The organism is Rhodococcus sp. MS16 (genome assembly GCF_013277795.1).
Classification (GTDB): Bacteria; Actinomycetota; Actinomycetes; order Mycobacteriales; family Mycobacteriaceae; genus Rhodococcus_F; species Rhodococcus_F globerula.
In genome coordinates this window covers 195554-222102 of sequence record NZ_VBTM01000004.1, presented here as the reverse complement: position 1 = coordinate 222102, position 26549 = coordinate 195554, and the positions used below count along the sequence as shown (strand labels likewise).

General features: G+C 64.2%; 20 protein-coding genes. 8 read left to right on the top strand and 12 right to left on the bottom strand.

Features of this window, described 5'->3' with window-relative positions:
* Positions 1-6: 6 nt before the first annotated feature.
* Entirely contained in the window at positions 7-1053 is a 1047-nt protein-coding gene (locus tag FEZ60_RS10515) for a PDZ domain-containing protein (RefSeq protein WP_346343344.1), read from the bottom strand.
* A 91-nt stretch (positions 1054-1144) separates the two neighbouring features.
* Here FEZ60_RS10515 and FEZ60_RS10510 point away from each other — a divergent pair, with 91 nt between their 5' ends.
* From FEZ60_RS10510 to FEZ60_RS10500, 3 genes are all read left to right on the top strand, one after another.
* The gene (locus FEZ60_RS10510) at positions 1145-2575 is read left to right on the top strand and encodes a zinc-dependent metalloprotease (RefSeq protein ID WP_033231148.1); all 1431 of its coding nucleotides are present in this window, start codon (positions 1145-1147) and stop codon (positions 2573-2575) included.
* Positions 2576-2684: 109 nt separating this feature from the next.
* The gene (locus FEZ60_RS10505; RefSeq protein ID WP_172936075.1) at positions 2685-3578 is read left to right on the top strand and encodes a hypothetical protein; all 894 of its coding nucleotides are present in this window, start codon (positions 2685-2687) and stop codon (positions 3576-3578) included.
* 7 nt (positions 3579-3585) lie between these two features.
* Entirely contained in the window at positions 3586-4905 is a 1320-nt protein-coding gene (locus tag FEZ60_RS10500) for an AarF/UbiB family protein (RefSeq protein ID WP_092801093.1), read from the top strand.
* 17 nt (positions 4906-4922) lie between these two features.
* Here the strand turns inward: FEZ60_RS10500 and FEZ60_RS10495 are convergent, their stop codons facing one another.
* Both FEZ60_RS10495 and FEZ60_RS10490 read right to left on the bottom strand, forming a co-directional pair.
* The gene (locus tag FEZ60_RS10495; RefSeq protein ID WP_045070502.1) at positions 4923-5213 is read right to left on the bottom strand and encodes a WhiB family transcriptional regulator; all 291 of its coding nucleotides are present in this window, start codon (positions 5211-5213) and stop codon (positions 4923-4925) included.
* Positions 5214-5586: 373 nt separating this feature from the next.
* Complete coding sequence (locus tag FEZ60_RS10490) at positions 5587-7710, bottom strand: ATP-dependent DNA helicase UvrD2 (RefSeq protein WP_172936074.1); 2124 nt, start codon at positions 7708-7710, stop codon at positions 5587-5589.
* A 93-nt stretch (positions 7711-7803) separates the two neighbouring features.
* Between FEZ60_RS10490 and FEZ60_RS10485 the strand changes: the two genes are divergently transcribed.
* Positions 7804-8070, top strand: coding sequence for a mycoredoxin (locus FEZ60_RS10485; RefSeq protein ID WP_092801313.1), 267 nt, complete (start codon positions 7804-7806; stop codon positions 8068-8070).
* Between the two features lie 4 nt (positions 8071-8074).
* Here the strand turns inward: FEZ60_RS10485 and nudC are convergent, their stop codons facing one another.
* Together nudC and FEZ60_RS10475 are read right to left on the bottom strand one after the other, a co-directional pair.
* The gene (gene nudC, locus FEZ60_RS10480) at positions 8075-8971 is read right to left on the bottom strand and encodes an NAD(+) diphosphatase (RefSeq protein ID WP_172936073.1); all 897 of its coding nucleotides are present in this window, start codon (positions 8969-8971) and stop codon (positions 8075-8077) included.
* A 42-nt stretch (positions 8972-9013) separates the two neighbouring features.
* Positions 9014-10081: a potassium channel family protein gene (locus tag FEZ60_RS10475; protein ID WP_033231154.1), complete on the bottom strand. Its 1068-nt coding sequence runs from the start codon at positions 10079-10081 to the stop codon at positions 9014-9016.
* A gap of 80 nt (positions 10082-10161) precedes the next feature.
* Here FEZ60_RS10475 and FEZ60_RS10470 point away from each other — a divergent pair, with 80 nt between their 5' ends.
* Positions 10162-10557 carry a membrane protein gene (locus tag FEZ60_RS10470; protein ID WP_033231155.1) on the top strand — a complete coding sequence of 132 codons (396 nt, stop codon included), beginning with the start codon at positions 10162-10164 and terminating at the stop codon, positions 10555-10557.
* Here FEZ60_RS10470 and FEZ60_RS10465 read toward each other — a convergent pair.
* Together FEZ60_RS10465 and FEZ60_RS10460 are read right to left on the bottom strand one after the other, a co-directional pair.
* A complete protein-coding gene (locus FEZ60_RS10465; protein WP_172936072.1) occupies positions 10554-13928 on the bottom strand; it encodes an ATP-dependent DNA helicase in 3375 nt (1124 codons plus the stop codon). The genes FEZ60_RS10470 and FEZ60_RS10465 overlap by 4 nt on opposite strands.
* A complete protein-coding gene (locus FEZ60_RS10460) occupies positions 13929-17288 on the bottom strand; it encodes an ATP-dependent DNA helicase (RefSeq protein ID WP_346343343.1) in 3360 nt (1119 codons plus the stop codon). It abuts the gene before it with no gap.
* A gap of 63 nt (positions 17289-17351) precedes the next feature.
* On the opposite strand from FEZ60_RS10460, the gene FEZ60_RS10455 reads away from it, so the two are divergent.
* The 3 genes from FEZ60_RS10455 to FEZ60_RS10445 are packed head-to-tail and all read left to right on the top strand — an operon-like array spanning position 17352 to position 20195.
* On the top strand, positions 17352-18128 hold the full coding sequence (locus tag FEZ60_RS10455; protein WP_172936071.1) for an alpha/beta fold hydrolase: 777 nt from the start codon (positions 17352-17354) through the stop codon (positions 18126-18128).
* A gap of 10 nt (positions 18129-18138) precedes the next feature.
* Entirely contained in the window at positions 18139-18438 is a 300-nt protein-coding gene (locus tag FEZ60_RS10450) for an MGMT family protein (RefSeq protein WP_172936070.1), read from the top strand.
* Positions 18439-18452: 14 nt separating this feature from the next.
* Positions 18453-20195: an NTP transferase domain-containing protein gene (locus tag FEZ60_RS10445; RefSeq protein ID WP_172936069.1), complete on the top strand. Its 1743-nt coding sequence runs from the start codon at positions 18453-18455 to the stop codon at positions 20193-20195.
* 50 nt (positions 20196-20245) lie between these two features.
* Here the strand turns inward: FEZ60_RS10445 and FEZ60_RS10440 are convergent, their stop codons facing one another.
* The 5 genes from FEZ60_RS10440 to FEZ60_RS10420 form a co-directional block, all read right to left on the bottom strand.
* Positions 20246-20953 (bottom strand): sirohydrochlorin chelatase, encoded by a 708-nt coding sequence (locus FEZ60_RS10440; protein WP_346343355.1) that lies wholly within the window; start codon positions 20951-20953, stop codon positions 20246-20248.
* The gene (locus tag FEZ60_RS10435) at positions 20928-22067 is read right to left on the bottom strand and encodes a uroporphyrinogen-III synthase (RefSeq protein WP_172936068.1); all 1140 of its coding nucleotides are present in this window, start codon (positions 22065-22067) and stop codon (positions 20928-20930) included. The genes FEZ60_RS10440 and FEZ60_RS10435 overlap by 26 nt, the downstream gene beginning before the upstream one ends.
* Positions 22064-22459 carry a nitrite reductase small subunit NirD gene (nirD, locus tag FEZ60_RS10430; RefSeq protein WP_033231161.1) on the bottom strand — a complete coding sequence of 132 codons (396 nt, stop codon included), beginning with the start codon at positions 22457-22459 and terminating at the stop codon, positions 22064-22066. Before nirD ends, FEZ60_RS10435 begins: the two co-directional genes overlap by 4 nt.
* 90 nt (positions 22460-22549) lie before the next feature.
* Positions 22550-25051, bottom strand: coding sequence for a nitrite reductase large subunit NirB (gene nirB / locus FEZ60_RS10425; protein WP_172936067.1), 2502 nt, complete (start codon positions 25049-25051; stop codon positions 22550-22552).
* A 56-nt stretch (positions 25052-25107) separates the two neighbouring features.
* A complete protein-coding gene (locus FEZ60_RS10420) occupies positions 25108-26508 on the bottom strand; it encodes a nitrate/nitrite transporter (protein ID WP_095886563.1) in 1401 nt (466 codons plus the stop codon).
* Positions 26509-26549: the final 41 nt, after the last annotated feature.

Here is a 26549-nt window from a genome sequence, read left to right as displayed (position 1 = left end):
AGAGGACTAGCAGCTGGGTGCTTCGCCGCCCGAGTTGAGGCTGTCGAGTGCGTCAACCGCGCCGGACAGGTTGTCGACCTTCACCAGTCGAAGCCCGTCCGGCGCGTTCTGTTTTGCCTCGTCGCAGTTCTGCGCAGGGACGAGGAACGTCGAAGCACCGGCGTCCGCGGCTGCGATGAGCTTGAAGCGGATTCCTCCGATGGGCCCCACGGTGCCGTCCGAATCGATGGTTCCGGTTCCCGCGACGAACTGCCCTCCGTTGAGTTCACCTGGCGTCAGCTTGTCCAACAGCGCGAGGGTGAACATCAGGCCGGCTGACGGTCCACCGATGTCGGCAAGGTTGAACGTCACGTCGAACGGAACGTCGGGAACCTCTTCCGGCGTGATGCCGAGGTATCCGAGTTCGGGTTGGTTCGGCCGGGCTCCGACAGTCACGGGCACTGTCGTTTCGGCACCGCCGCGAATCACGGTGACCGGCACCTGCGTGCCCGGCGCTATCGCCGCAACGGTTTCTTGCACCGAACCGACGGTGTCGACGGGGGTATCACCGATCTTCACCAGCGTGTCACCTTCGACCAAGGCACCACTGGCGGGACCGTCTGGAGTGACCTTCGTGACGGTCAACGCGACTGGCTTGCCCAGGAAGTTGAGTGCCGCGAGTTCCGCGCTGTTCTCGGACTGCTGGAAGTCAGCTGTGTTGGCCTGCTGAATTTCTTCCTTCGTCTTACTCGGCGGATACACCTCGGCGCGGGGAACCAATCCGTGCTCGCCGCTGGCCCAGAGACCAAAAGCCTCGAAGAGATTGAGGCCGTCACGAACGGAGACGGTGGTCATATTGAGGTTGCCGGTTGTCGGATCGAGTTCGGTGCCCTCGATGTCGACCACGGATTTCGTGACCTGCTTGCCGTCGACGGTGGTGTCGACTGTGCCCAGCGTGTTGAACGTCGGTCCCGGCCCGAGCGCGACGTACGGAACGGTGACGAGCGATCCGACGATGCCCAAGACGACGATGGGAGCTAGGGCGGCCAGGAGAGTCACGATCCGTCGATTCACCTTGTCCAGGGTAGAGCCATTGCCTCCGCTGTTCGCCATCAGCGTGACAGCGCGCATTACTCGAGGCCTCCAACCCTTGTACCGTTGAGGTATGAGCAACATGCCGTTCGGCTTCTCCAACTCCGACGACGATCCCGACCGTGACAAGAACGCGGCCGGTGGCAATCCGTTCGGGGGTGGTGACATGCCGTTCGGATTCGGTGCGGGCGGTGAAGGTTTCGACCCCGCACAACTCGGGCAGATGCTGACGCAATTCGGCCAGATGCTCAGTGGCATGGGTTCGTCGATGGGTTCCGGCGGATCGGGTCCTGTCAATTACGACGTCGCGAAGAAACTCGCGCGCCAGCAGATCGGTTCTGTCACACCGATCACCGAGGGCAACGTCAAGGCCATCGCCGACGCGGCCCACCTTGCGGAACTGTGGCTGGACGCTGCAACGACGCTGCCCGCCGGCGCCACCAAGACCGTTGCGTGGACGGCTAACGACTGGCTCGACAACACCATCGACACCTGGAAGCGCCTGTGCGATCCGGTCGCCGAGAAGGTGTCGGGGATGTGGGCTCAGGGCCTGCCGCCCGAGGCCGCTCAGATGGCCGGCCCGATGATGGGAATGCTCACGCAGATGGGCGGACTCGCATTCGGTTCACAGCTCGGCCAAGCTCTCGGCCAGTTGTCCAAGGAAGTGTTGTCCTCCACTGATATCGGCCTCCCCCTTGGCCCGGCAGGGACCGCCGCTCTTCTTCCCGCGGCCGTTCAGTCGTTCAGTGACGGGCTGGAACAGCCCAATCAGGAAATCCTGGTGTTCCTCGCCGCACGTGAGGCTGCTCACCATCGCCTGTACAGCCATGTGCCGTGGTTGCGCCAGCGAGTGCTCTCCACCGTCGAGGAATATGCCCGCGGGATCACCATGGACTTCTCGGCGATGGAGGAGTTCGCCAAGGATCTCGACCCGTCGGCTCTGGCCGATCCCGCCAAGTTGGAAGCCCTGATGCAACAGGGCACCTTCGAACCGCAGACCACTCCGGAGCAGAAGGCCGCTCTCGAGCGCCTCGAAACACTGCTGGCTCTGGTCGAGGGCTGGGTGGAGACGGTAGTCACCGCCGGACTCGGTGAACGCCTGCCCGGTGTTGCCGCGATGAGCGAGACGCTTCGCCGTCGACGCGCCACCGGCGGACCGGCAGAGCAGACGTTCGCAACACTCGTCGGACTCGAACTGCGTCCGCGCAAGGTCCGCGAAGCCGCAACTCTGTGGCAGCGCTTGACTGCCGAAGCCGGAATGGAAGCCCGCGACGGCATCTGGTCGCACCCGGATCTGCTGCCTGATTCCAGCGACCTCGATGCCCCGACCTCGTTCATCGAACGTGTCACCGGTGGTGGCGAGTCCGGCAATTTCGACGATCCGATGGCTCAGCTCGAGGCTCTGCTGGCCAAGGAACGGGCCGCCGAAGAAGCCATGGACAAGACAAAAACAGACAAGCCGAAATCGGACAAACCGGCTGACGACGGCCAGGACGACAAGTAAACCGAAAAGTTGCGATCCACACCGAAGTGCAAGGTCAGCGCTTCGAAAGCCTGTGGATAACTACGATTTTCGCAATCCGGAGAGCGCAGCTCACTGTCACTATCGGTGAATGAGCACACCGAACACCACACGATCCGTGGGTCCCGAATGGGATCCACGGATCGTTGTTCTTCTGCGCCCGGACGGCCGGCTTCAACTCGGATGGCGCCCGGGGAAAGCTGTGATCCTGACTCCCCCTGACGGAATCGACGGCAGGGACCTGCAAGCCCTACTCCGCTTGATGGACGGACACACGAGTATCGCGACCATCATGTGGACTGCGACGGGGCGCGGTATCAGCGCCGCAGTGATGACCGAACTGCTCGCCGAACTCACCGCAGGCGGATACCTCCGGGCAAGTCGGGGCGAGCGCGCCGACACAGGATCGATTCGCGTCCACGGGCAAGGACCGCTGTCCGACTCCATAGCCCAGGCTCTGCGTCACGGCAGCTCTTCCGTCCATCGCTCACACGGCTACCGAAGCAGCCACGTCGTTGCCGGGTGGCGGAATGCACTTGTTGTCCTGACCGATGACGTGGTCACCGATCCTCGTCTATGTGCCGACCTCGTCCGGTACGGCATACCCCACCTTGCCGTTCACCTGCGCGACGGCTGCGGCGTTGTCGGGCCAATGGTGCTGCCCGGGCACTCGAGTTGTCTGCGATGCGCTGACATCACCCGGGCGGCCCATGATCCGGACTGGCTGCACCTGGCGGCGCAGTTGCTCGGTAGCGCCGGTTACGCCGATCCCGCGATGATTCATGCGACCACCGCGCTCGCTCTGTCCGAGATCGAGTCGGCGATCAGTGCGTCCGAAGCGACGACGCCGGTCAGCTTGTTCTCTACCCTCGAGATCGATCTTGTCCCATATCGCATCACGACACGTCGCTGGCCTCGACAAACGTCGTGCAGTTGCCATTACCTCGCACCCGTGACGGGCGCCGGTGGCATCCGTCAGACATGATGGTGGGGTGTCCGACATCCCGCGCAAAAGCTCTGCCCGTACTGCCAAACTCGCAAGCATTCCGATTGGGATGGCCGGGCGGGCCGCAATGGGCTTCGGACGCAAGCTCGCCGGTGGTGACAAGGACCAGATCGACGCCCAGCTCAGCGCCAGGGCCGCGGAGCAGTTGTTCTCGGTTTTGGGTGAACTCAAGGGCGGCGCCATGAAGCTGGGCCAGGCGCTCAGCGTCATGGAAGCGGCCATTCCGGAGGAATTCGCGGAGCCGTATCGCGAGTCCCTGAACAAGCTCCAGGCCGCCGCGCCGCCGTTGCCCGTCAAGCAGGTCCACAAGATGCTGGATCAGCAACTGGGAACCAAGTGGCGTGATCGGTTCCAATCCTTCGACGACACCCCCACCGCATCGGCCAGCCTCGGGCAGGTCCATCGGGCCGTGTGGTCCGACGGACGCGACGTGGCCGTCAAGGTGCAGTACCCCGGCGCCGACGAAGCCCTGCGTGCCGACCTCAAAACTCTCGCTCGGTTTGCGGGACTGTTCGGATCGGTGATGCCCGGCGTCGACGTGCGTCCGGTCATCGAGGAGTTCACCGCGCGAACCGAGGAAGAACTCGACTACCGGATCGAAGCTGACAATCAGCGAGCATTCGCCGCGGAATTCGAGGGCGATCCCCAGTTCCTCATCCCGCGCGTTGTTGCCAGCGCACCGAAAGTTGTTGTCACCGAATGGATGACGGCAACGCCGTTGACCAGGATCATCGAGAGCGGAACGCCGAACCAGCGCAATGCAGCCGGTGCGCTGCTCGCCGAGTTCCACTTCGCATCACCGGCGCGCGTCGGCCTGCTGCATTGCGATCCGCACCCCGGGAATTTCATGTTGCTCGACGACGGCCGGTTGGGTGTCATCGATTTCGGTGCGGCGGCCCCGTTCCCGGGCGGGCTACCCACCGTCTTGGGAACAATGGTCAGACTGGCGGTCGACGAACGATTCGACGAACTGACGGAACTGTTGCGCGCCAACGGTTTTGTCATTCCAGGCCGCACCGTCACCGAACAGGAAATCGCCGACTACCTACGTCCGTTCACCGATCCGATTCAGACCGAGTCGTTTCACTTCACTCGAACCTGGCTTCAACGAGCCGCCGGAACTGCGACCGATTTCAACAGCGCGCAGTTCCGGACGGCCCGGGCACTCAACTTGCCGCCCGAGTACCTGATGATCTTCCGAGTCCTCCTCGGCTCGGTGGGCATCTGTGCCCAGTTGGACGCGTACGCCCCGTACATGGAGATCCTGACCCGGTGGCTGCCGGGATTTGCGGAGCCACAGGTGTAACAGGTGTAACCGGCTCCTCAGGCGCACACGAGTTGCTTACGTGGTCTGCCCCTCGGCCTCTTGGTTGCTATGACGGCACCGTGGTCGAGGATTTCTCCGCCCCACACTCCCCACGGCTCTTCGCGGTCGAGAGCTGCACCCAGGCAGAGGGAGCGGATGGGGCACTGCGCGCAGAGCGCCTTGGCTTTTTCGAGTTCTGCCGGGGACTCCGCGAACCACAGATCGGGATCGGATACGCGGCACGGCAGGTCGTGGCGGGTGGAAGCGATCTCGATGAATGTGACGGCTCGACATGTCTGGGTAGACAACTCGTCTCTCCTAGCTTGGATGCGACAGGCGTGTCGCAAAAAATGGGTTCGATGGGTGCGAACCACAACCGAGCGGGAAACCGGAAAGCACGGGATCCAACACAAAGGCCACGGTCCGCGTAATGCGGGGTCCGTGGCCGTAAGTGAACGGATGTGTCCTATCGAGGATTTTCTCGATGGCTTAGAGACACGGACCTGATTGCTGCTGGGTGCAGCTGGGCGGCGGCAACAGCGAACTGTTCACGCACGGGGTACGAAATCATGTTCGTCATTTTTGCCACCTCCATTTCTGATCGGTCCGGATAATTTTCAGCGCACGAGTCTCCCCGTAGCACTGGAAACCAGACTAGAGAATTCTCGGAAACTGCACAACCTATTTTTGACCTGCAGTTTTGCAAATAATGAGGACGTCTTCGCCGTAGTCCTCGAGTTTCTTCGGTCCGATTCCATTGATGGCCACCAGGCCCCGAGCGTCCTGCGGTCGTTGCTCGGCGATCGCAGTCAGCGTGTTGTCGCTGAACACGACGTAGGCAGGCACCTTTTTCTCGCGTGACTTGTCGAGACGCCACGCACGCAGGTTCTCGAGCAATTCGACGTCGATGTTGGACGGACAATTCTCGCATCGACCGAGCATCGTGGCCGACGTTCCCATGAGCGGTTTTCCGCAGACACGGCAACGCTGACGCTTCTTGCCAGACTGCGCGGGCGCGGCAATTCGTGAGGCCGGCGAGTCCTCGGGGATCAACCCGTTCAGGAACCGTGAGCGGCGTCGGGATTTCCGGCCGCCCTCGTTGCGCGCCAATGCCCAGGACAAGTGCAAATGCTCACGGGCGCGCGTGACACCGACATAGAGGAGTCGACGCTCTTCTTCGACCGCTGCCTCATCGGGCGCGGAGTTGGAATCGCCGAGCACGTGCTGGATGGGGAGGGTGCCGTCGTTGAGGCCCACGAGGAAAACGGCGTCCCATTCGAGGCCCTTGGCTGCATGCAACGACGCCAACGTGACGCCCTGGACCGTCGGTGGGTGCCGCGCTTCGGCCCGCGCCGTCAACTCCTGCAAGAGACCGGGAAGCGTCAGTTCGGGATCGTGCACCAACTGCTCCTCGGTGAGCGCAACGAGCGCGGTCAGTGACGCCCAGCGCTCGCGCGCCTGCGTACCGGCTGGTTCCTCGTTGGTCAGTCCGAGTGGTGCCAGTACCGCCCGGACCAGCGAGAGAAGTCCGGCGCCGCTGTCTGCCCCTTCAGGAAGGTCGTCACGACCGCCGGCCTGCCGCAGCGCCGTCACCGCCTGACGAACCTCGGTACGAGTGAAGAAACCCTCGCCGCCGCGCACCTGGAACGGGATGCCGAGCTTGGTGAGTGCCTGCTCGTGCACTTCGGACTGCGCGTTGATCCGGTACAGGATCGCGATCTCCGCCGCCGGTGTGCCTGCGGCGATCAGACGTTTCACCGACCGGGCTATCGCGAGTGCCTCGGACGGTTCGTCGTTGAACTCCGCGAACTCGGGCTCGGGACCCGGCGCGCGTTGTCCGATGAGTTGCAATCGGGTACCGGCGATTCGCCCGGTGGCAGCGCCGATGACCCGGTTGGCCAGCGAGACGACCTCGGGTGTGGAGCGATAGTCACGTTCGAGCCGGACCACTGTTGCCTCGGGAAACTTCCGCGAGAAGTCGAGCAGGTAATTCGGTGTAGCTCCGGTGAACGAGTAGATGGTCTGGTTGGCGTCGCCGACCACCGTGAGATCGTCGCGGTCGCCGAGCCACGCGTCGAGAACCCGCTGCTGCAGCGGCGTGACGTCCTGATATTCGTCCACGACAAAACAGCGGTAGCGCTCACGGAACTCGTCGGCCACGGACGAGTGCTCCTCGAGTGCCGCAGCGGTGTGCAGGAGAAGATCGTCGAAATCGAGCAGCATGCCGTCTTGGCCGCGCGCCTTCAATTCCTCGTACGCCGCGTAAACCTGCGCTACCTTCGCCGGATCGGCCGGTGCCTCCCGGCGGAACTTGGCAATGGTGCGCGGGTAATCCTCGGGCGCGATCAGCGACGCCTTGGACCACTCGATCTCACTCGCAAGGTCGCGCACGCTTTCGGTGCTGGTCGGCAAACCAACCCGGGCTGCGGCGCTGCTGACAACAGCGAACTTACGATCCAGCAGACGCCATTCGGTATCGCCGATCACCTGCGGCCAGAAGTACTTGAGTTGCCGCAGCGCAGCAGCGTGGAACGTGCGCGCCTGTACCTGGGGGCCGCTGCCACCAACACCCAACTCCCGCAGTCGGCCGCGCATTTCACCGGCTGCGCGCGCGGTGAACGTGACCGCCAGGACCTGCCCGGCCTGCACATGACCGTCGGCAACCAGGTGGGCGATTCGCCGGGTAATCGTGCGTGTCTTGCCTGTTCCGGCACCCGCGAGTACACATACCGGGCCGCGTGGAGCGAGCACGGCGGCTGATTGTTCCGGGTCCAGTCCGGTGTCCGCAGGCATGAGCACCATCATGGCAGGACGTACCGACAGCGCCGCCGCGTGCCCGAGCGTATGTGGGCAAGCGAACACGGCCGGTTACGGAACAACAACCGAACTCGTGGTGTTATATGCGCCGTGACTACTTCCGAAAAAGCTCCTGCCCTCACCATCTACTCGACCACGTGGTGCGGCTACTGCCGCCGCCTCAAGACCCAGCTCAACGCGTCGGGCATCGAGTACACCGAAATCGACATCGAGAACGATCCGTCGGCAGCCGAATTTGTCGGCAGCGTCAACGACGGCAATCACATCGTCCCGACGGTGAAGTACGCCGACGGAAGTGTCGCGACCAACCCGTCGCTCAATCAGGTGAAGCAGGCCCTCGGACTGTAGGGCTCTATTTGACCCAGCTCTCGAGCATTCCTCGCGCAATCGAGATGGAACCGGGTAGGAGCAACGGCGCGTCGGCGTCGGACGCCCAGTCCCCCAGTTCGAGAGCAGATCGCACCTCTTCCTTGGTGAACCACGCTCCCTCGGCGATCTCGCCGTCCGCGAACACCAGCGGATCGGCGGGGTCGCCGATCGCCGTGAATCCCAGCATCACCGAACGCGGGAACGGCCACGGCTGACTGCCCAGATACCGGACGCTGTGGACGTCGACGCCCACTTCTTCCTTGATCTCGCGCACCACACACGTCTCGAGTGACTCCCCCGCTTCGACGAAGCCGGCCAGGATCGAGAATCGTCGCGGCGGCCACGTCGGCTGGCGAGCCAGCAGTACTCGATCTGCGCCGTCGTGCACCAGGCAGATCACTGCCGGGTCGGTGCGCGGGAACTCTTCGTGGCCGGTGGTCGTCGAAATGCGTGACCACCCGGACATCGTCGGCTCACTCGGAGCCCCGTCGATCGAGCTGAATCCGGCACTGTCGTGCCAGTTGAGAATGGCGATCGCGCCCGTCAGAAGACCTGCGTCCGCGTCGTCGAGCGTTCCGCCCAACATCCGCAGATCCGACAGTTCTCCGGCAAGGAGTGACACGCGCACAGCCCATACATGCTTGTTGTCACGAATTCCGAGAAACACTGCGCCGCGGACAGGTTCCGCACCCAGGTCGGTGGCCTCGCCGAACACCAACTGCCCGCCGGACACCTTCACCTGACCGCGCGAGTTGACTCGCAAGAGCGCCGCGTCACTCCACCCCGCGGTCAGTGCGGCTGCGTCGGACCGTAATTCCTCGGCGCGGCCGACACTCGAGCGGGAAAGCAGAGGCGTTTCGGTCAGCTGGAAGTCGTTCACGCTGACGACATTACTGGGCGCCGAAATACCGGGTTCCAGCTATCAGCTGACAACGCGACGGATGTACAGCAGGCGATCGTCTGCCTCGACAGCGTCGACCTCCGGTGAACCGACCCGGACCAGTCGCCCGTCGCGAACAACGCCCAGCACGATGTCGGACAGGTGACGCGGTGATCCGCCGACCTCGTCACGTTCGACAGCACGCTCGGCGATCGCGAATCCAGCCTCGGGTGTCAGGAGATCTTCGATCATCTCGACCACGGTTGGCGTGGTGGTGGCGATGCCGAGGAGTCGGCCTGCGGTTTCCGACGAGAGGACCACTGAGTCCGCACCCGACTGACGCAGGAGATGCGCGTTGTCCGCCTCACGGATGGCCGCGGCGATTCTTGCCTTCGGCGCAATCTCGCGGGCGGTGAGCGTCACGAGCACCGCTGTGTCGTCGCGGTTGGTCGCGACGATGATCGAATTTGCCCGTTGCGCCCCGGCGAGGCGAAGCACGTCGGACTTGGTTGCCGAACCGAATACGGTCACCAGGCCCTTGGCCTCAGCGGCGTCCAGCACAGCCCGGTCCGTGTCCACGACCACGATCTCGGATGCGGAAACGCCGTCACCGATCATGGCTTCAATTGCTGTGCGCCCCTTGGTGCCGTATCCGACGACGACGGTGTGATTACGCACTTGCTGCCTCCAACGCTGAATTTTGAACGCCTGACGCGAACTCTCGGTCAGAGCTGACAGTGTGGTTCCGACCAACACGATCAAGAAGAAGATACGAAGTGGCGTGATCAACAAAACGTTGACCAGACGAGCCGACGGGGTGAACGGCGTGATGTCGCCGTAGCCGGTGGTCGAGAGCGACACTGTGGCGTAGTAGATGCAGTCGAGAAGCGAGAGCTCGTTGTCCTGCGCGTCCCGATACCCCGCACGATCGATGTACACGATGAGCACCGCGGCTGCGAGCGCGCCGAGCGCAACCAGAACGCGCTTGTAGATAGCGCGGGCAGGACTGGTCTGCAGCTGCGGAATCCGCAGCACCCCGACAAGGGCAAAGTCAGGCTGGTCGGCCAATGATTCCGACCTGGAAAAACGCGCCCGGAGCTTTCCGGCCATACTTGCAACTCTCTCACTAGTAACTACGCAGACGCACCACAGTAGTGGCACGCACAGGCTCTGTAAGGCAGGGTAGGTCAATGTCTTCGAAAAGTTCGACATCCAGCCAGGCCGCCGCACTTCGACTTTCCGCTCTACTGCTCGGCGCGGGAACCATGCACTTTGTTGCGCCATCGTTCTTCGACAGCACCGTCCCCCGCCAACTCCCCGGCGAAGCCCGTACATACACCCAGGTATCCGGTGTCGCAGAATTGGCAATCGGGGCCGCGCTGGCCATTCCGAAAACTCGCCGATTGGGAGCCGGTCTGGCAGCAGCGCTGTTTGTTGCGGTGTTCCCAGCCAACATTCAGATGGCAGTGGACTGGTGCCGCAGCAACAAGACGTCCACTGCGCAGAAGGTCGGTTCGATCGCGCGCCTTCCAGTGCAAATCCCCTTGGTGACCGAAGCTCTCAAGGCGCGTCGTAACGCCGGCTAGCTCGAGCTGTCCTCGCGGGCTCCTGCCGTGCGGATGAGGTGCGCCAGCGCTTCACCGTCCGGCAGGTTCTCGGGCGAGATGGTGCGGCCGGTCCGCACGTAGTGGAATGCCGCGCGAACCTTGTGCAGTGGAAACTCTTCCTTCCGTCCCGACGCGCGGGCGCGCGCGGACATCAATTCGCCCCACGCCACGCGGTAGGCGGCCAACTGCATGACCACAGCATCTTCGTTGGCGGCGGACGGTTCAGCTCCGGTCTTCCAGTCGATGACCGTCCAGCCGCCGTCCGAGTCCGCGAACACCGCGTCGATTCGGCCGCGCAAAACCGTTCCGGCGATGGAGGTTTCGAACGGGACCTCCACCTCGACGGGACTGCGGTTGGCCCACGGAGAACGCAGGAACGCATCCTGCAGTTTGATCAGATCGGTTTCCGGGCCGGCTTCGGTATCGGCGGCGCCCGGCAATTCGTCGAGATCCAGCAACCGCGTTGCGCCGAAGCGTCGCTCGATCCACGCATGGAAAGCCGTACCGCGCCTGGCCAGCGGGTTGGGTGGATACGGAAGAGGCCGACGCAATCGTGCCGCGAGTTCGTCGGGATCAGCTTTGAGGTCGACCAACTGTGTTACCGAAAGTTGTGCCGGGAGAATCACTTCGGCACGAGCATTGGCGCGGGCCTCTCGTTCTGCCAGGAGCACCGTCACATCCGACGCCCAGTTCTCCGGGTCGACTTCAGGGTCGACTTCAGCGTCGTCAAGGTTAGTCTCAGTGGGCTTTGCCAGTTCTGCCAGTACAGCGGCTGCGCCGGCCTCCACCGCACCGCGCCGTGAACCGAGCGGATCCGGTGGCCACTGAGCAGTTCTCGGCGTGGATGCCAACGGATTCTCGGTATCGGGTTCGGGGTCCGGCGCCCAGGTCTCGACAACGCCGACGTCCGGGGTCTCGGTAACCGTCTGGTGCAGTTCGGCCAGGAACTCCGACGGTCCTTTGGGTTCGGCTCCCGACTCGGCCCAGTGGTGCGCCGAAATGAACAGTGCCCGTTCGGTTCGCGTGAGGGCAACGTAGAACAGGCGCCTGTCCTCGTCGAGTCTGCGATCTCCGAGAGCCTGCTTGTGCGCGTCGATCGCGTTCTGCAGATCCTTGCGGTTGTAGACATTCTCGAGGTCGAGCACGGGAACACCGTCGGCCGAATCTGCGTCGACGGCACGGTCACCGCGCAGCGAAGGCGGCAATTCTGCAAGCGCTCCCAGCCACGAACCGGACGCCGTCGAGGACGGGAACACACCGTCGCTGACGTGCGGAACGGCAACAACTTCCCATTCCAGTCCCTTCGCGGAGTGCACCGTCAGAATCTGGACCCGATCCGGCGCCACCTCCACTTCGCCGGGCGTCAGCCCTTTTTCGATCTGTTCGGCGGCTGCGAAGAACGACAACATACCGGTGAGATTGGCGGTGGGACGCGTCGCGTAGTTGGCAACAACATCGGCAAAGGCGTCGAGGTGCTCACGACCTGCGGTACCAAGCACACCGAGTCGCGTCCGTGCACCGGCCTCGATTCCGATGCCGAGCACCCTTTCGACCTCTGCCACCAATTCTGTGAGCGGTTGTCCGATGCGTTCACGCAACGAGGCCAGCTCACCGGCCACGGCGCCGATTCGCGCATAGCCGAGCGCCGAATAGTTCTCGGCCGGACCAGGATCCGAGATCGCATCGACCAGCCCCGCCTGCTCGGCCTGCTCACCGGGCAGCGAATCCTGCACGGCCTCGGCCAACGCAGCCGAATCGGTGACAGCACCCGCCGTACCGTAACCCGCAGAAATCGCAAGCTCCCGAGATCGCTTCGACAGTGCGGCAACGTCCTTGGCACCGATCTGCCAGCGCGCCCCCGTCAGCAGGCGCACCGCGGCGCTGCCCGCCAACGGATCGGCTACTACCCGCAGCATCGCAATGACGTCGGCAACTTCGGGTGTGTGCAGGAGTCCACCGAGGCCGACCACCTCGACCGGCAAGCCGGCTGCTCGCAGTGCTTCGGCCAGCGGCGCGGCGTCGGCATTGCGACGTATCAGCACCGCTGCGGTAGGCGGCGGTCGATCGTCGGCGCGCGCAGCGTCGTACTGCTCCGCAATTTTCTGCGCCACCCACTCTCGTTCCTGCTCGACGTCAGGCAACAATGCGAGCCGGACATCGCCGGCAACTGCCCCAGGCCGGGCTCGCAAGGTGCTGACGGCAACGCCGCGTCGACGAAGCGGCGCAGACGAGAGATTGGCAAGTTCGAGTGCCTCCGGCGGATTGCGCCAGCTTGTCAACAATTCGAGGGTCGGAGCCGGGTTTCCGTTCGCGAGTGGGAAATCCGTCGCAAAGCGTGGGAGGTTGGCTGCCGATGCGCCGCGCCACCCGTAGATGGACTGCATCGGATCGCCGACGGCTGTCAACGCCAGGCGGGCGTCAGTGCCGCCGCCGAACAAAGAGGACAGCAACACACGCTGAGCGTGACCGGTGTCCTGATACTCGTCGAGGAGCACCACCCGGAAGCGACTCCGTTCTGCTTCTCCCACTTCGGGGTGCCCCGAAGCAACGCGCGCCGAGAGAGACATCTGACTACCGAAGTCGAGGGCTCCTTCCCACCGCAACGTCTCGGACAACCTCGCAACCAGCGGCAGGAGTTCGACACGCTTGTGCTGGACCTCGAGGTATCCGAGCAGTTCCTTGCTCGGTCCGCCGCGCTGCTTCGGCCCGGCAGGCAACGTGTGGATCAACGCGTCGAGTTCCGCGTGCGCACCGCGCAGTTGATCTGGGTCCACAAGATGCTCGGACAGCTGACCGGCAAGTGCCAGAACGGTTTCGGTGATCGACCCCGGATTCTTGTCGGTATCGAGATCACCGTCCCAGCCGCTGACAACTCGGTGCGCGACCTGCCACAGTTCCGTCTCCGAGAGCAGAGTCGCCGACGGTTCGATAGGCAGAAGAAGCCCGTGTTCGGACAACAGCCGGCCCGCATACGCGTGATACGTGCTGACCTCGGGTTCGCCGGCCAGTATCCGCGCACGCACTCCCCCGGTGGGGTCGAGGGCGCGCAGAACATCGGAACCGGCAAGCCGGGCCAGGCGCTTGCGAATACGAGTGGTGAGCTGCTGCGCGGCTTTTCGGGTAAACGTCAGACCCAGCACGGCCTCTGGGTCGACAAATCCGTTGGCCACCAACCAGACGACGCGGGCAGCCATTGTTTCGGTCTTGCCGGCGCCGGCGCCGGCAACAACCAGCGTCGGGCCCAGCGGTGCGGCGATGACCGCTGCCTGTTCCGGCGTCGGCGGGTGCTGGCCGAGAGCGAGCGCAAGATCGACCGGGCTGATCTTGGGGCGCCGCGCCTTGGATGCCATCTAGGAACTCACCTGCCGTCCTTCGTCGTGGGCGGGGCAACTGGACCGCACCGGGCAGTGGCGACATCCGTCGTTGACCCGGGCCAGATACTGCGGCCCCTGCGTTGCGGCAGCGGCATTGTGGATGACATCACGCCACATCTCGACGGCCTCGGCGGTCAGCGGCGGCTGAACACGCTGCGTCGCACCGTCTTTCTTGTTGGACTTCGCCACGAATACCAGCCGGGCCCCACCGGGTTGCGCCGCCGGTTCTCCCGCTATCGCGCCTTCCGCTGCCGCCACCTGATAGGCCGCCAACTGCGCATGGGACTGCGCCGCGTCGTTGCTGACCGGGTTTCGCGCAGTCTTGACGTCGATAACAACGGGACGCCCCTCGGTGTCGCGCTCGAGTCGATCGATGCGGCCGCGGAGCTTGACGGCCGGCTCCCCCTCCTCGCGCGGTTCGAGAATGCCCTCGACCGCGACCTCCACACCGACTTCGGTGAGTTCGCCGCGGGTGGAACTCATCCAGGCCGTGAACGTGGCCAGCATCTCGCGGGTGCGATTGAGTTCCCGGCGCGAGTACCACTGCGAACCCAAGTCGATGGATTCCCAGGCATTTTCGAGTGCCTTCTCGACCTGATCCGGTGGTATACGCCCGGCGAGTGCCTGAACGAGAGTGTGGACGAGCGTGCCCGCGATGGCGTGGGTGTTGTCGCCATCGGAACCGCCATGACGTTCGAACACCCAACGCAGCGGACATGTTTCGAGCAACTCGATGGTGGACGGCGAGAGCGCCACCGGGCCGTCCTCCGGCTGCCACAACGGTTCGACAGTGCTGGGCGAGCTGGTGCCGTACCACTGATCGGGGTGCGCGCCGCGCACTCCCGCTGCGGCCAGACGCGCCAATTGACGAGCTGCACGCGCATGCTTCTCGGGATCGCCCGCGGCGAGGTCCGGATCGCAGACCACACTGCGCAATTGGGCGACCAACGCCGGCAAGGACAACACCCGGGTGTCACCGGGTTCGGGAGCGGGCACCGCCGGTTCACCTGCGCCGTCGTCATCGAACTGATCGCCGCGCAGAAGCTCGTCGACAAATCGTGACGGCACCAGATCGGTATCACCCGAGGCGGATTCGACGGCTGTCACCAACAACCGGCGGCGTGCGCGAGAACATGCCACCAGGAAGAGTCGACGCTCCTCGGCCAGCAGCGGCGCAGTTCTCGACAACCGCTCTTCGGCGGAATCGCTGCCGTCCGACACACCGTTGATCAAATCGATCAGCGCCTCCGTCCGGAGGAGCGAACCGCGTGCCCGCAAGCTGGGCCACAGCCCTTCCTGAACACCGGCCACCGCGACAACAGCCCACTCACGTCCGGCCGCTGCGTGCGCACTGACAACAGTGACCGCATCCGGCGCGATCACCGACCGCGAGCGCGAATCGGTGGGGATCTCCTGACTGGTGAGGTAGTCGACAAAACCCGCGAGCTGCGAACGCGGCAAGCGGTCCACGTAAGTGGCTGCGGCATCGAACAGCGCAACTACTGCGTCGAGGTCACGATCGGCTTGCGAGCCGATCGGACCGCCGCGCGCCGACGCGGCCGCCCAGCGGCGTTCGAGCCCGGTGGCCTGCCACGCCGCCCACAGAACTTCCTCGACGCCGAGTCCACGATCGAGCGGCACGCGGGCTTTGCGCAATACCGACAGCACTCGATTCAGCGCGGCAGATTCGACGTCGGTCAGCTTTGCGGTCAATCGCTTGGATTGCGCTCGGTCCTCGTCGATCAGGATGAGCCGCAACAGTTCTGCGGAATCGCGATCCTTCCCCGAAGCAAGTTCGATACGGCGCAGACCGCGCCGCAACCGCCGCAGCGTCACCGGTTCGGCGCCGCCGACGGGGCCGGACATGAGCGCCAAGGCGTCGTCGCCGGTGAACCCGTCTCGCCCGAGCGCCCGAAGTAGCAGGAGAAGCCCGGACACTCCGTGTTGACGGGCAAGAGGGAGTTCGGTGGCTGCGGTGGTGACTGGGACGCCTGCCGCCAGCAAGGCACGTCGAAGCGGCGCCAGGGTTCGCGGAACCGAACGCACGATGACGGCCATGTCGGACCACGCAATGCCGTCGAGGAGGTGCGCGCGCCGCAAGGTGTCCGCGACCACTGCCGCTTCCTTGGCTGTGGTGCCCAAGACTCGCACCGACGCGTGAGCGGGATTGTCATCCGACAGGTCGGCGGGTACCGCAATCCGGTGAGCGAGGTTGCCGGGCAATCGTGCGGCGACCTTCGCCGCAATGGCCGCGACGTCGGCGTTGTTGCGGTACGTAGTGGGCAGAATGACTGCCCGCTCGTCGCCCTTGTCCGCCAGGTCGAGCAGGAAACGGGAATCAGCCCCGCGGAATCCGAACACGGACTGATCCGGGTCGCCGGCGATCACCGTCGTTGCCGTTCCGGTTCCGATCAGCCGAACCAATTGCGCGGCTTGCGGATCCAAGTGTTGAGCATCATCGACAAGGAGGTGACGGATGCGGGCGCGCTCGGATCGCAACAACTCGGGGTCCGTGGCAAACGCGGTGAGCGCAGCACCGATCAACTCGGCGGCATCAAGTGCCGGCGCCGTCGCCTCCGGGGCTTCGACGCCCACGGACGCGCGCAACAGAACTCCCTGCTCGTACACCTCGGCGAATCGTCCGGCAGCCACCCATTCCGGACGGCCTTTACGCTTGCCGAGCTTGATCAGATCTTCCGGTCCGAGGCCGCGTTCGTTGGCGCGCAACATCAGATCGCGCAGTTCGACGGCAAACCCGTTCATGCCCAGCGCCGGCCTCAGCCGCTCCGGCCAGTACCGCGCGCCGTCCTCGATGTCGCCGCGCAACATCTCACGCAACACCGCGTCCTGTTCGGCTCCGGTGATCAAACGCGGCGGAGCATTGCCGTGCGCTGCTGCCTGCAACCGCAGCACAGCAAACGCGTAGGAGTGCACGGTGCGGACCAGCGGTTCCCGAGTTGCCTGCGGGCCACGCTCGCGTTCGAACCCGAACAGGCCCGCGGTGATCTGTTCGCGCACCGCTGTTGCCGCCCGACGCGACTGTGTGAGGACCAGAACGGATTCCGGGTCTTCGCCGCCGGAAATCTTGGCAACCGCCAGATCGACCAGTAGTGACGACTTGCCGGTTCCCGGACCGCCGAGCACCTGCCAGGGATTCCACTGCTCACCGCCGAAGGCCAGCATGAACGGATCGTCGGCAGGCTCCGCGAACAATTGCGCAGCGGCGGCGTCCCACTTCCGCGGAACGAGTGAGGGCGCGGCCCGGTGCACCAACCGCGCCCGCGGGATGGTGTTCTTGGCGCGCGCTGACGGTGGCGCCGCAATCGTCTCACTCACCCAGGCATTCCATCAGAGGGCACCGACACGGCACACATCGCCCGCGTCGGGCAAGATTGGCCTGTGCCCGCACTCCACACCTATCTGTACGGCCCGGCCGGTGCGCCGGAGATACTCTCGTTGCACGGTCTGACCGGCCACGGCCGACGGTGGCAGTCGATGGCCGAGAATCAGCTCCCCGACGCTCGCTGGATCGCTCCCGATCTGCGTGGTCACGGCCGCTCGACCTGGTCTCCCCCGTGGAATATCGAGGCGCATGTTGCCAGCCTGATCGATACCCTGGACGAGCATGCGTCCGGCCCGGTCCTGATCGTTGCCCACTCGTTCGGCGGCGCTCTGGCGCTGCATCTCGCGGCGACTGCGCCGGACCGCGTCCGCGGATTGGTATTGCTCGATCCTGCTATCGGACTCGATCCGGAGTTCATGGGCCGAGTGGCCGAACTCACCATCGGTTCACCGGATTACACGGATGCAGCCGAGGCGCGTTCGGAAAAGGTTCACGGCTCATGGGGAGAAGTTCCCACGGCGGTACTGGACGAGGAATTCGAAGAGCATCTGATCCACCTCGACAACGGACGCGTCAACTGGCGACTCTCCACTCCCGCCGTCGTCACGGCGTGGGGAGAACTCGCTCGGCCACTGGTACTGCCACCGAGTTCCATGCCGACGGTGATCGTCCAGGCTATGAAGGTGCAACCGCCGTACGTCACCGACGAGTTCCGCACGGCAATCACCGAGCACCTCGGCCCGAACCTGACCAGCGTCGAGTTCGACTGCGACCACATGGTGCCGCACGTGCGCGCCGACGAGGTTGCGGCCCTGATCCGCAAACTACTCTGAGACTCAGACAATGGCCGCCACCACAGACGAACAGATCGAAGAGGTCCGCCGACTCGTCGCGTCCATACCCGCCGGATGTGTCGCCACCTACGGCAATATTGCCGATGCTGTAGGGCTTTCCAGCCCACGCACGGTCGGGTGGATCATGCGTACCGACTCCTCGGATCTCCCCTGGCATCGGGTTCTGGGTGCATCCGGGAAACCCGCAGCTCACCTGGCGCATCGACAGATTGCGAAGCTGGAATTGGAGGGCGTGCCGATCAAGGACGGCCGGATCGACATGGCGCGCGCACGGCACACCTTCCCGTAAGGCAGCATGGACGCATGAACGCCCATCCGCCTACCTGTGCGCTGATACTTGCCGGCGGACGCGGCACCCGGATGGGTGGTGTCGACAAACCCGGACTTGTGGTGCACGGTCACCGTCTGCTCGACATTGCACTCGCTGCAACAGCACATTTAGGCACGACGGTGGTGGTCGGACCGCATCGCGACGACCTCGACACCGGGGTCGTGCAAACCCAGGAGTCGCCGATCGGCGGTGGGCCGGTCTCGGCACTCTGGGCAGGATTGAACGCCGTTGAACTACCCGACGACGCAGTAGTGGTCGTCCTGGCAGCCGATCTGCCACACGTCAGTCGCGGGGTCGTCGACTCCCTGATCGACTCAACGTCGCACCTGGGCCCAGTGACGTGCGCGGTCGACGAGAACAACCGAACACAATTTCTGTTGTCCGCCTGGGTATTCCATGAACTACGTGAGCGCATCGCGACACTTCGAGAGAGTGCCGGTCTCGACAATCAGCCGATGAAGAAGCTACTGACCCAAGGATTCTCGGTACTCCAGGTGAGTGGCACAGCCGATTGCGACACTCCCGAGGATCTCGAACGGGCACGGGAGCTACCTCGACTGACAATCGCGGGGGCCCGCGCAGCGATTGCGGAGTCGCTCACACCACTGGGCCCCCGCCGAGCAGTGCTGGCCGAAAGCTTCGGCGCGACGCTCGCCGAACCTCTTGTTGCACAGGGTGATCTACCGCCATCTCCTGTCTCCGCGATGGACGGCTATGCCGTTGCAGGTGACGGCCCCTGGCGGATTCGCCAGGAAGTCCGCGTCGCCGGCGCCGACGCCACTCTCGAGTTGGCAGACGGTGAAGCAATCCGCATCGCGACGGGCGCACACCTTCCCACCGGCGCAAGCGCAGTATTCCGGGACGAACACGTGGTCGCCGATGGCACTCCCCCATTACTGACGCTGTTGCCGAACACACCGCAGCGCAACGACGCTCGGCCGCAGGGCGAAGACTGGACCGTCGGTTTCACCATCGCACCGGCAGGTACACCGGTGACACCGGTACTCGTCTCCGCGGCCACCAGCGGTGAAGTTGTCGAAGGCCTGGTTCGCGGCCCGGTGCGTGCGCGGGTCGTGACAACGGGCGACGAAATCCGACGAGACGGGCCACTGCGCGAAGGCCAGACACGCGATTCCATCGGCGGCATCCTCCCGCTTCTTCTCGGGCAATGCGGCGCGGCATGCATCTCCGACACCCATTTACGCGATACCGCAGACGGTTTCGAGACCACTCTCGGTGCTGACGACGGCGCCGATCTCATCGTGATCGTCGGTGCGACGGGCGGCGGCGCTGCCGACGAAATGCGCTCTGCCCTGGACCGTCTCGGCGCCCACACCGTTGTCGGCAGGGTCGCGTCGCGTCCGGGCGGTTCACAGATCACGGCAGTCCTGCCCACCGGAAAGGTGGTGCTCGGCCTTCCCGGAAATCCTTATGCAGCAGTGACCACACTGTTGACAATGCTGCCCACCATTGTCAGTGCGCTCACCGGGCGAACTCCGTTGCCGCCGTTGCTCGGAATTGTCGCGAATGCCTCCGAGGTCAGCTCCGATGCCGTGCGACTACTTCCGGTCACACAGACCGATGACGGCCGCTGGCACGCAGACCCTTCGGTGCGCACCTCACATCTGGCGGGCTTGATAGGCAAGGCAGCGTTTGCGCTTGTGCCCGCATCGGCACCCGACAACGTCGTGGCCGAACTCGTTCTGCTGGGATAAGGCTCACCATTCCTGGTACGACGTCGACGGCGCACTGGTCCCGAGCAGCCTCAGATCACCGCAACGCCGCGGCGAGCCGCCGAATACCGGTTGACCACAAGGTCCACGACACCGGGATCTACTCCGAGAGGTTCGGTGACGCCGTCAGCGCCTGCCGCACCAAGACGTTCGTGAAACAATCCGTGCGCAAGAAGATATGACGCGATGAACACGCGGCGCGCGCCGCGAACTCGGGCTGCTGCAACAACATCCGCCACCTTGGGTGTTCCGGTTGCGATATACCCGATATCGACTCGCGTGTCGGCCTGCTCCGCCAACATCAGGGCGGCGCGCTCGACATCGCGCAGGGCGCGCGAATCGGAAGATCCTGCTGCGGCAAGGACTATCGCGTCGCCGTTGCGCCAACCGGCATCGCGCAATCGACGCATCAGGACGGTGGCCAACGCGGGATCGGGACCGAGCGCAGGCGTGACCGTGACGCCCGGGTGCCCACTGACTTCCACTTCGCGTCGCACATCGGTGTGAACGTGATATCCCGACGCCAGGAACGCGGGCACGAGAATTGCCCGGCCGGGGATGTCGCGGAGAACCTCCGACGGCGACGGACCCAGGACGTCGACAAAGGCCACCCGAGTTGTACCTACGCTGGTACTGACCGCTTCGGCCAGTGCGGCAATCATTTCCACGCCCCGCGCACTTCGTGTGCCGTGCGCTACCAGGACCAGGACGTCGCTAGAGTTCTGCGTATTCGGTGGGATCGAGTGCAAGACGATAACCTCGTTTCACAACGGTTTGAACGGCTTTGGGAGCGCCGAGGCACGCGCGCAGGCGTGCGACGGCGGTTTCGACGGCGTGTGTGTCGTCGCCGCTCCCCGGAAGGGCGGCCAACAGTTCGGCACGAGAGACCACGTGCCCCGGCCTCGCTCCGAGAGATCGCATGAGAGACATACCGGCCGGCGACACTGCTCGGACTTCACCGTCTACGACAACGCAACCACCGCGGATACTGATTTCGTGGTCGCCGGCCTGAATACGGTTGGCACGCTGCGGAAGTTCGTCGACAATGTGTCGCGCCAAGGCTCCAAGGCGAGCCCTGGCCGGTGCTGTGGTCGGGACCTGCAATGCCTCCAGCGGCGCGGAGGTCACCGGCCCGACGCACACTGCCGTTACCGGTCCGCGCATGGCATCGAGAATGCTGTCGAGTCGCCCCGTCGCATCGGCCCGCATCAGGATCGACGCCACCGCCGGTGCACTCGTGAAGCTGACAGCATCAATTGCAGATGACGCGATGGCCTCGATCATCCGGTCGAGCAGAGTCGGATCTTCCGGAGGTTCCCAGCGGTAGACCGGCACTGCGATGACCTCGGCACCCGCGTCCCGCAGCACCTGACAGAAATCGGGAATCGGTTCCCATTCCGTAGTGGCGCCGTGCAACTGGACGGCAATGACCTTTCCCGCAACCCCCTCCGCAAGCAGGTGTTCGAGTACTTCAGCCGACGATTCGGAGGCCGGAGACCATTCTTCGCGCAGGTCCGCTGCGCGAATCGCACCTTTGGCCTTGGGCCCGCGGGCCAGTAGACGTGCCGAAGTCAGTGCCGCGGAGAGATTCTCGGCCTCGCCCCACCCGTCCGCAGCTTCGAGCCAACCACGAAATCCGATACCGGTCGTGGCAACAACCACCTCGGGCGGACTCGCGATGATCTGCTGCGTCACCCGCTCCAATTCACGGTCGTCGGCGAGTGGGATGATGCGGATAGCCGGAGCGTGCACCACTTCTGCTCCCCGACGCGTCAGCAGCATCGCAAATTCATCGGCACGGCGCGATGCCGTGATCCCGACCGTGAACCCCGCTAGTGGCATGTTGTCATTCACGAGACGGATTCGACAGCCCGAATAGTGCTGTGCACCTGCACCACGCCGGCCCAGACCCTGATCTCGTACACCGGTAGCGACACCGATTCGTCGTCGAGTGCCCGGCCGTCGACCAGCGAGAACGCCTGCTTGAGCAACGGCGACACCACGATCGGCTCACCGTCACGGTCTCCGACCAGTCCGCGTGACATCACCGAGGCGCGTCCGTACGGATCGAAGTTGCCGACGGCACGCAAGGTGCCGTCCTCGAGGAGGAACAGCGCCACCTGCTCACCGCCGCGGAGCAGCACTGCTACCCCGCGTCCAGGGATGAGGTGACTCAGTGGGCACGCCGAAGTCCATTCCAGTCGTTCGGAATCCAGCTTGGCGATCTGCGCATCGATGACACTCATCGAAGTCCTCCTGTCGATCCGGCGACAACGCCGCGCGGGTTCTTGTATTAGTTTGTACGGACCCCGTGTTACCCACGGGTTACGCAGCGATTACCGGCGCGTAGGGATGCTCGGCATTCCCATCAAGACGGGAACCTTGCGCACTCCGGTCTCGTCGAACACGACCGTCGGGTCGGCTTCTTCCGGCGCATTGACAAACGACACGAACCGCGACAACTTCTCCGGATCACCGAGCACACCGGCCCATTCGTCCTGGTAGCCCTCGACATGCTTGGCCATCAGCGCCTCGAGTTCCTCGCCGATACCCAGGCTGTCCTCGCAAATCACCGACTTGAGGTGGTCGAGTCCGCCGTCCAGCGAGTCCACCCACGGTGCGGTGCGCTGAAGTCGATCAGCCGTGCGGATGTAGAACATGAGATAGCGGTCGATGTACTTGACCAGGGTGACGTCGTCGAGGCCACCAGCGAGCAACCGAGCATGCTTGGGTGACTGTCCGCCGTTGCCGCCCACATACAGATTCCAACCGTTCTCCGTCGCGATGACGCCGACGTCCTTGCCACGGGCTTCGGCGCATTCGCGGGCGCATCCCGAGACGCCGAACTTGATCTTGTGCGGCGAGCGCAGGCCGCGGTAGCGGTTCTCGAGGTCGACGGCCATTCCTACCGAGTCCTGGACGCCGTAGCGGCACCAGCTCGATCCGACGCAACTCTTGACCGTTCGCAGGGACTTGCCGTACGCCTGTCCCGACTCCATTCCCGCGTCGACCAGGCGCTTCCAGATTGCCGGCAACTGCTCGACTCGAGCGCCGAACAAGTCGATGCGCTGGCCGCCGGTCACCTTGGTGTACAGACCGAAATCACGCGCCACCTCACCGATCACGATGAGCTGTTCTCCCGTGACCTCGCCGCCGGGCATGCGCGGTACGACCGAGTACGTACCGTTCTTCTGAATGTTGGCCAGGAAGTGGTCGTTGGTGTCCTGCAGCGAAGCCTGCTGACGGTGCAGGATGTGATCGGAATCCGTGGACGCCAGGATCGACGCGACGACGGGCTTGCAGATATCGCAACCGGAACCCTTGCCGTACTTGGCAATCAGAGCCGAGAAGGTTCGAGTTTGCGTCGACTGCACGATCTGGAACAACTCTGCGCGTGACTGCGCGAAGTGCTCGCAGAGCGCCTTCGACATCACGACGCCCGAATCGGCGAGCAACTGCTTGACAGTCGGAAGGCAACCGCCGCAGGTGGTTCCCGCGCTGGTGCACGCCTTCACAGACGCGATGTCGCACGCGCCCGCCGCGATCGCGCCGCAGATGGCACCCTTCGTCACGCCGTTGCACGAGCACACCTCGGCATCATCCGGCAGCGATCCCGCACCCGGCTTCTCCCCGGCAGGCGAGATCAATGCCGCTGGGTCACCGGGCAGTTCGCGACCGACCAGCGGTCGCAGTGACGCGTACGCCGACGCGTCCCCCACAAGAATTCCGCCGAGCAGGATCTTCGCGTCGTCCGAGACGACAAGCTTGGCGTACGTTCCCTTGGCTGCGTCGCTGAGGACTACTTCGAGAGCACCGGGCGAGGTGGCCATCGCGTCACCGAAGCTGGCGACGTCGACACCCATGAGCTTGAGCTTGGTAGACATATCGGCACCCGGAAAATCTGCGGCGCCGCCGAGCAGACGGTCGGCCACGATCTCGGCTGTCGTGTAGCCGGGAGCGACCAGTCCGTAGCAACGGCCCTCCACCGCAGCACATTCACCGACTGCGTAGATGTTCTCGTCCGACGTGACGCAGCCGAGGTCGGTCAGGATTCCGCCGCGCTCACCCACTGCGATGCCGGCGTCGCGAGCCAGCTGATCGCGCGGACGAACTCCGGCCGAGAAGACCAGCAACGACGCGTCGATGGTGGAGCCGTCGGACAGTTCGACCACAATTCCGTTGTCGGCCTGCGAGATTCCCGCCGTTCCGACACCCGTGTGGACGGTGAGCCCCAACTCGGTGACGAGTCTAGCGAGCAGAGCGCCTCCGCCCTCGTCGACCTGCATCGGCATCAGACGCGCATTGTGCTCGACGACGTGTGCCGTCATTCCCATGAGCGAGAGAGCATTTGCGGCCTCGAGTCCGAGAAGACCACCGCCGACCACTACACCGACTGCGCCCTTGCCGGCTTTCTCGGCGGCAGCGCGGATACCGTCCAGGTCGTCGAGTGTGCGGTAGACAAAGCATCCGTCGGTGTCGTGACCGGGTACCGGCGGAACAAATGGGTACGAACCCGTCGCCATCACCAGTGCGTCGTAGGAGAGCGTGTCGCCGGTGGTTGTCGTGACCGTTCGTGCGTCCTTGTCGATCGAGAGTCCGCCCTCACCTACCCGGAGATCGACCAGGCTGTCACCGGCGTAATCGTTGCCGGCCAGTGCCAATTCCTTGGGGTCCCAGGCTCCGACGTACGAGGACAGCCCGACTCGGTCGTACGCTGCGTACTGCTCGTCGCAGAGTACGGTCACCGACCAGGTGTTTGCCTCGTCGCGCGAACGGAGCGCCTCGACGAAGCGGTGTCCGACCATTCCGTGTCCGATGACAACAACCGACTTGCTCATGACGCGCCTACTTCCTGATGTAACGAGAGAGTTCTGGAGATTCTGCGAGCCGGGCGTTATGCCGTGACCGCGACCTTCGCGTCGTCGACGTCTGTAGTGAGCGTGGACGGCTTGCGCAGGAAGACGAACCAGGTCACTGCGATGCAGGCGATGTAGAAGGCGAGGAACACCCAGAACGCCATCGTCGCCGACTTCGCGGGGCTGGTGTACGACGCGCGCAGCACCAGGTTGATGCCGACACCACCCAAACCGCCTACCGCACCGGCAAATCCGATGAGAGCACCGGAAATACTGCGCGACCACGTTGCCTTCTCCGCCCGATCCAGGTGGTCGAAGCTCTGCGCCTTCGCCTCGAAGATCGCGGGGATCATCTTGTAGACCGATCCGTTGCCGATGCCCGAGAGCAGGAACAGTGCGATGAATCCGAGAACGAACGTCACCATGATCCCGGCACTTGCAACGCCTGCGGTGTTGTCGTCCATCGTCCCGGCCGTCACGAGGACCGATGCCGCGAAGGCCATGCCGACAAACGTCCACATCGTGATCTTTCCGCCGCCGATCCGGTCGGCGAGTTTGCCGCCGAGGGGGCGAGCGATCGAACCGAGGAGAGGACCGATGAAGGCGATCTGGGCTGCATGCAGCGCCGCCGCGGCCGGAGTGGCACCGCCGGCGAGGAAGTTGATCTGCAGAACCTGACCGAAGGCGAAGCTGAATCCGATGAACGAACCGAACGTGCCGATGTACAGGAAGCTGATCACCCAGGACTCGGAGAACTTCAGCGCCGTGGCCATCGAGCGCAGGTCAGACTTCTGGTTACCCAGGTTGTCCATGAACAGTGCAGCGCCGACGGCAGCAGCCGCGATGAACACGAGGTAGATGGCGCACACGATCCACGGCGCACGGTTACCGACGGTGGCGATCACCAACAGGCCGATCAGCTGGATCATCGGAACACCGATGTTGCCGCCGCCCGCATTGAGACCGAGCGCCCATCCCTTGAGCCGCTGTGGGTAGAAGGCATTGATGTTGGTCATCGACGACGCGAAGTTACCGCCGCCGATGCCTGCGGTAGCCGCCACCAACATGAACGTGGTGTACGACGCACCCGGGTTCATCATCAGGTACAGCGTGAGAAGTGTTGGTATGAAAAGGAACAGCGCACTCATGACGGTCCAGTTGCGACCGCCGAAACGCGCGGTGGCAACCGTGTACGGAATGCGGAGGATGGAACCCACCAAGGTGGGAACCGCGACGAGGAAGAACTTTCCGGCCGCGTCGATGCCGTAGATATCAGTGGGCATGAACAACACCATGACGGACCAGATCGACCAGATCGAGAAGCCGACGTGTTCGGCTACCACTGACCAGATCAGGTTTCGCTTCGCGATGTCCTTGCCGCCGGATTCCCAGGCGTCGACGTCCTCTGCATCCCAATGCTCGATGTAATGACTCACCAGGGCCTCCTGAATGTGTGGGAGACCTAAAGGTAGAAAACGGT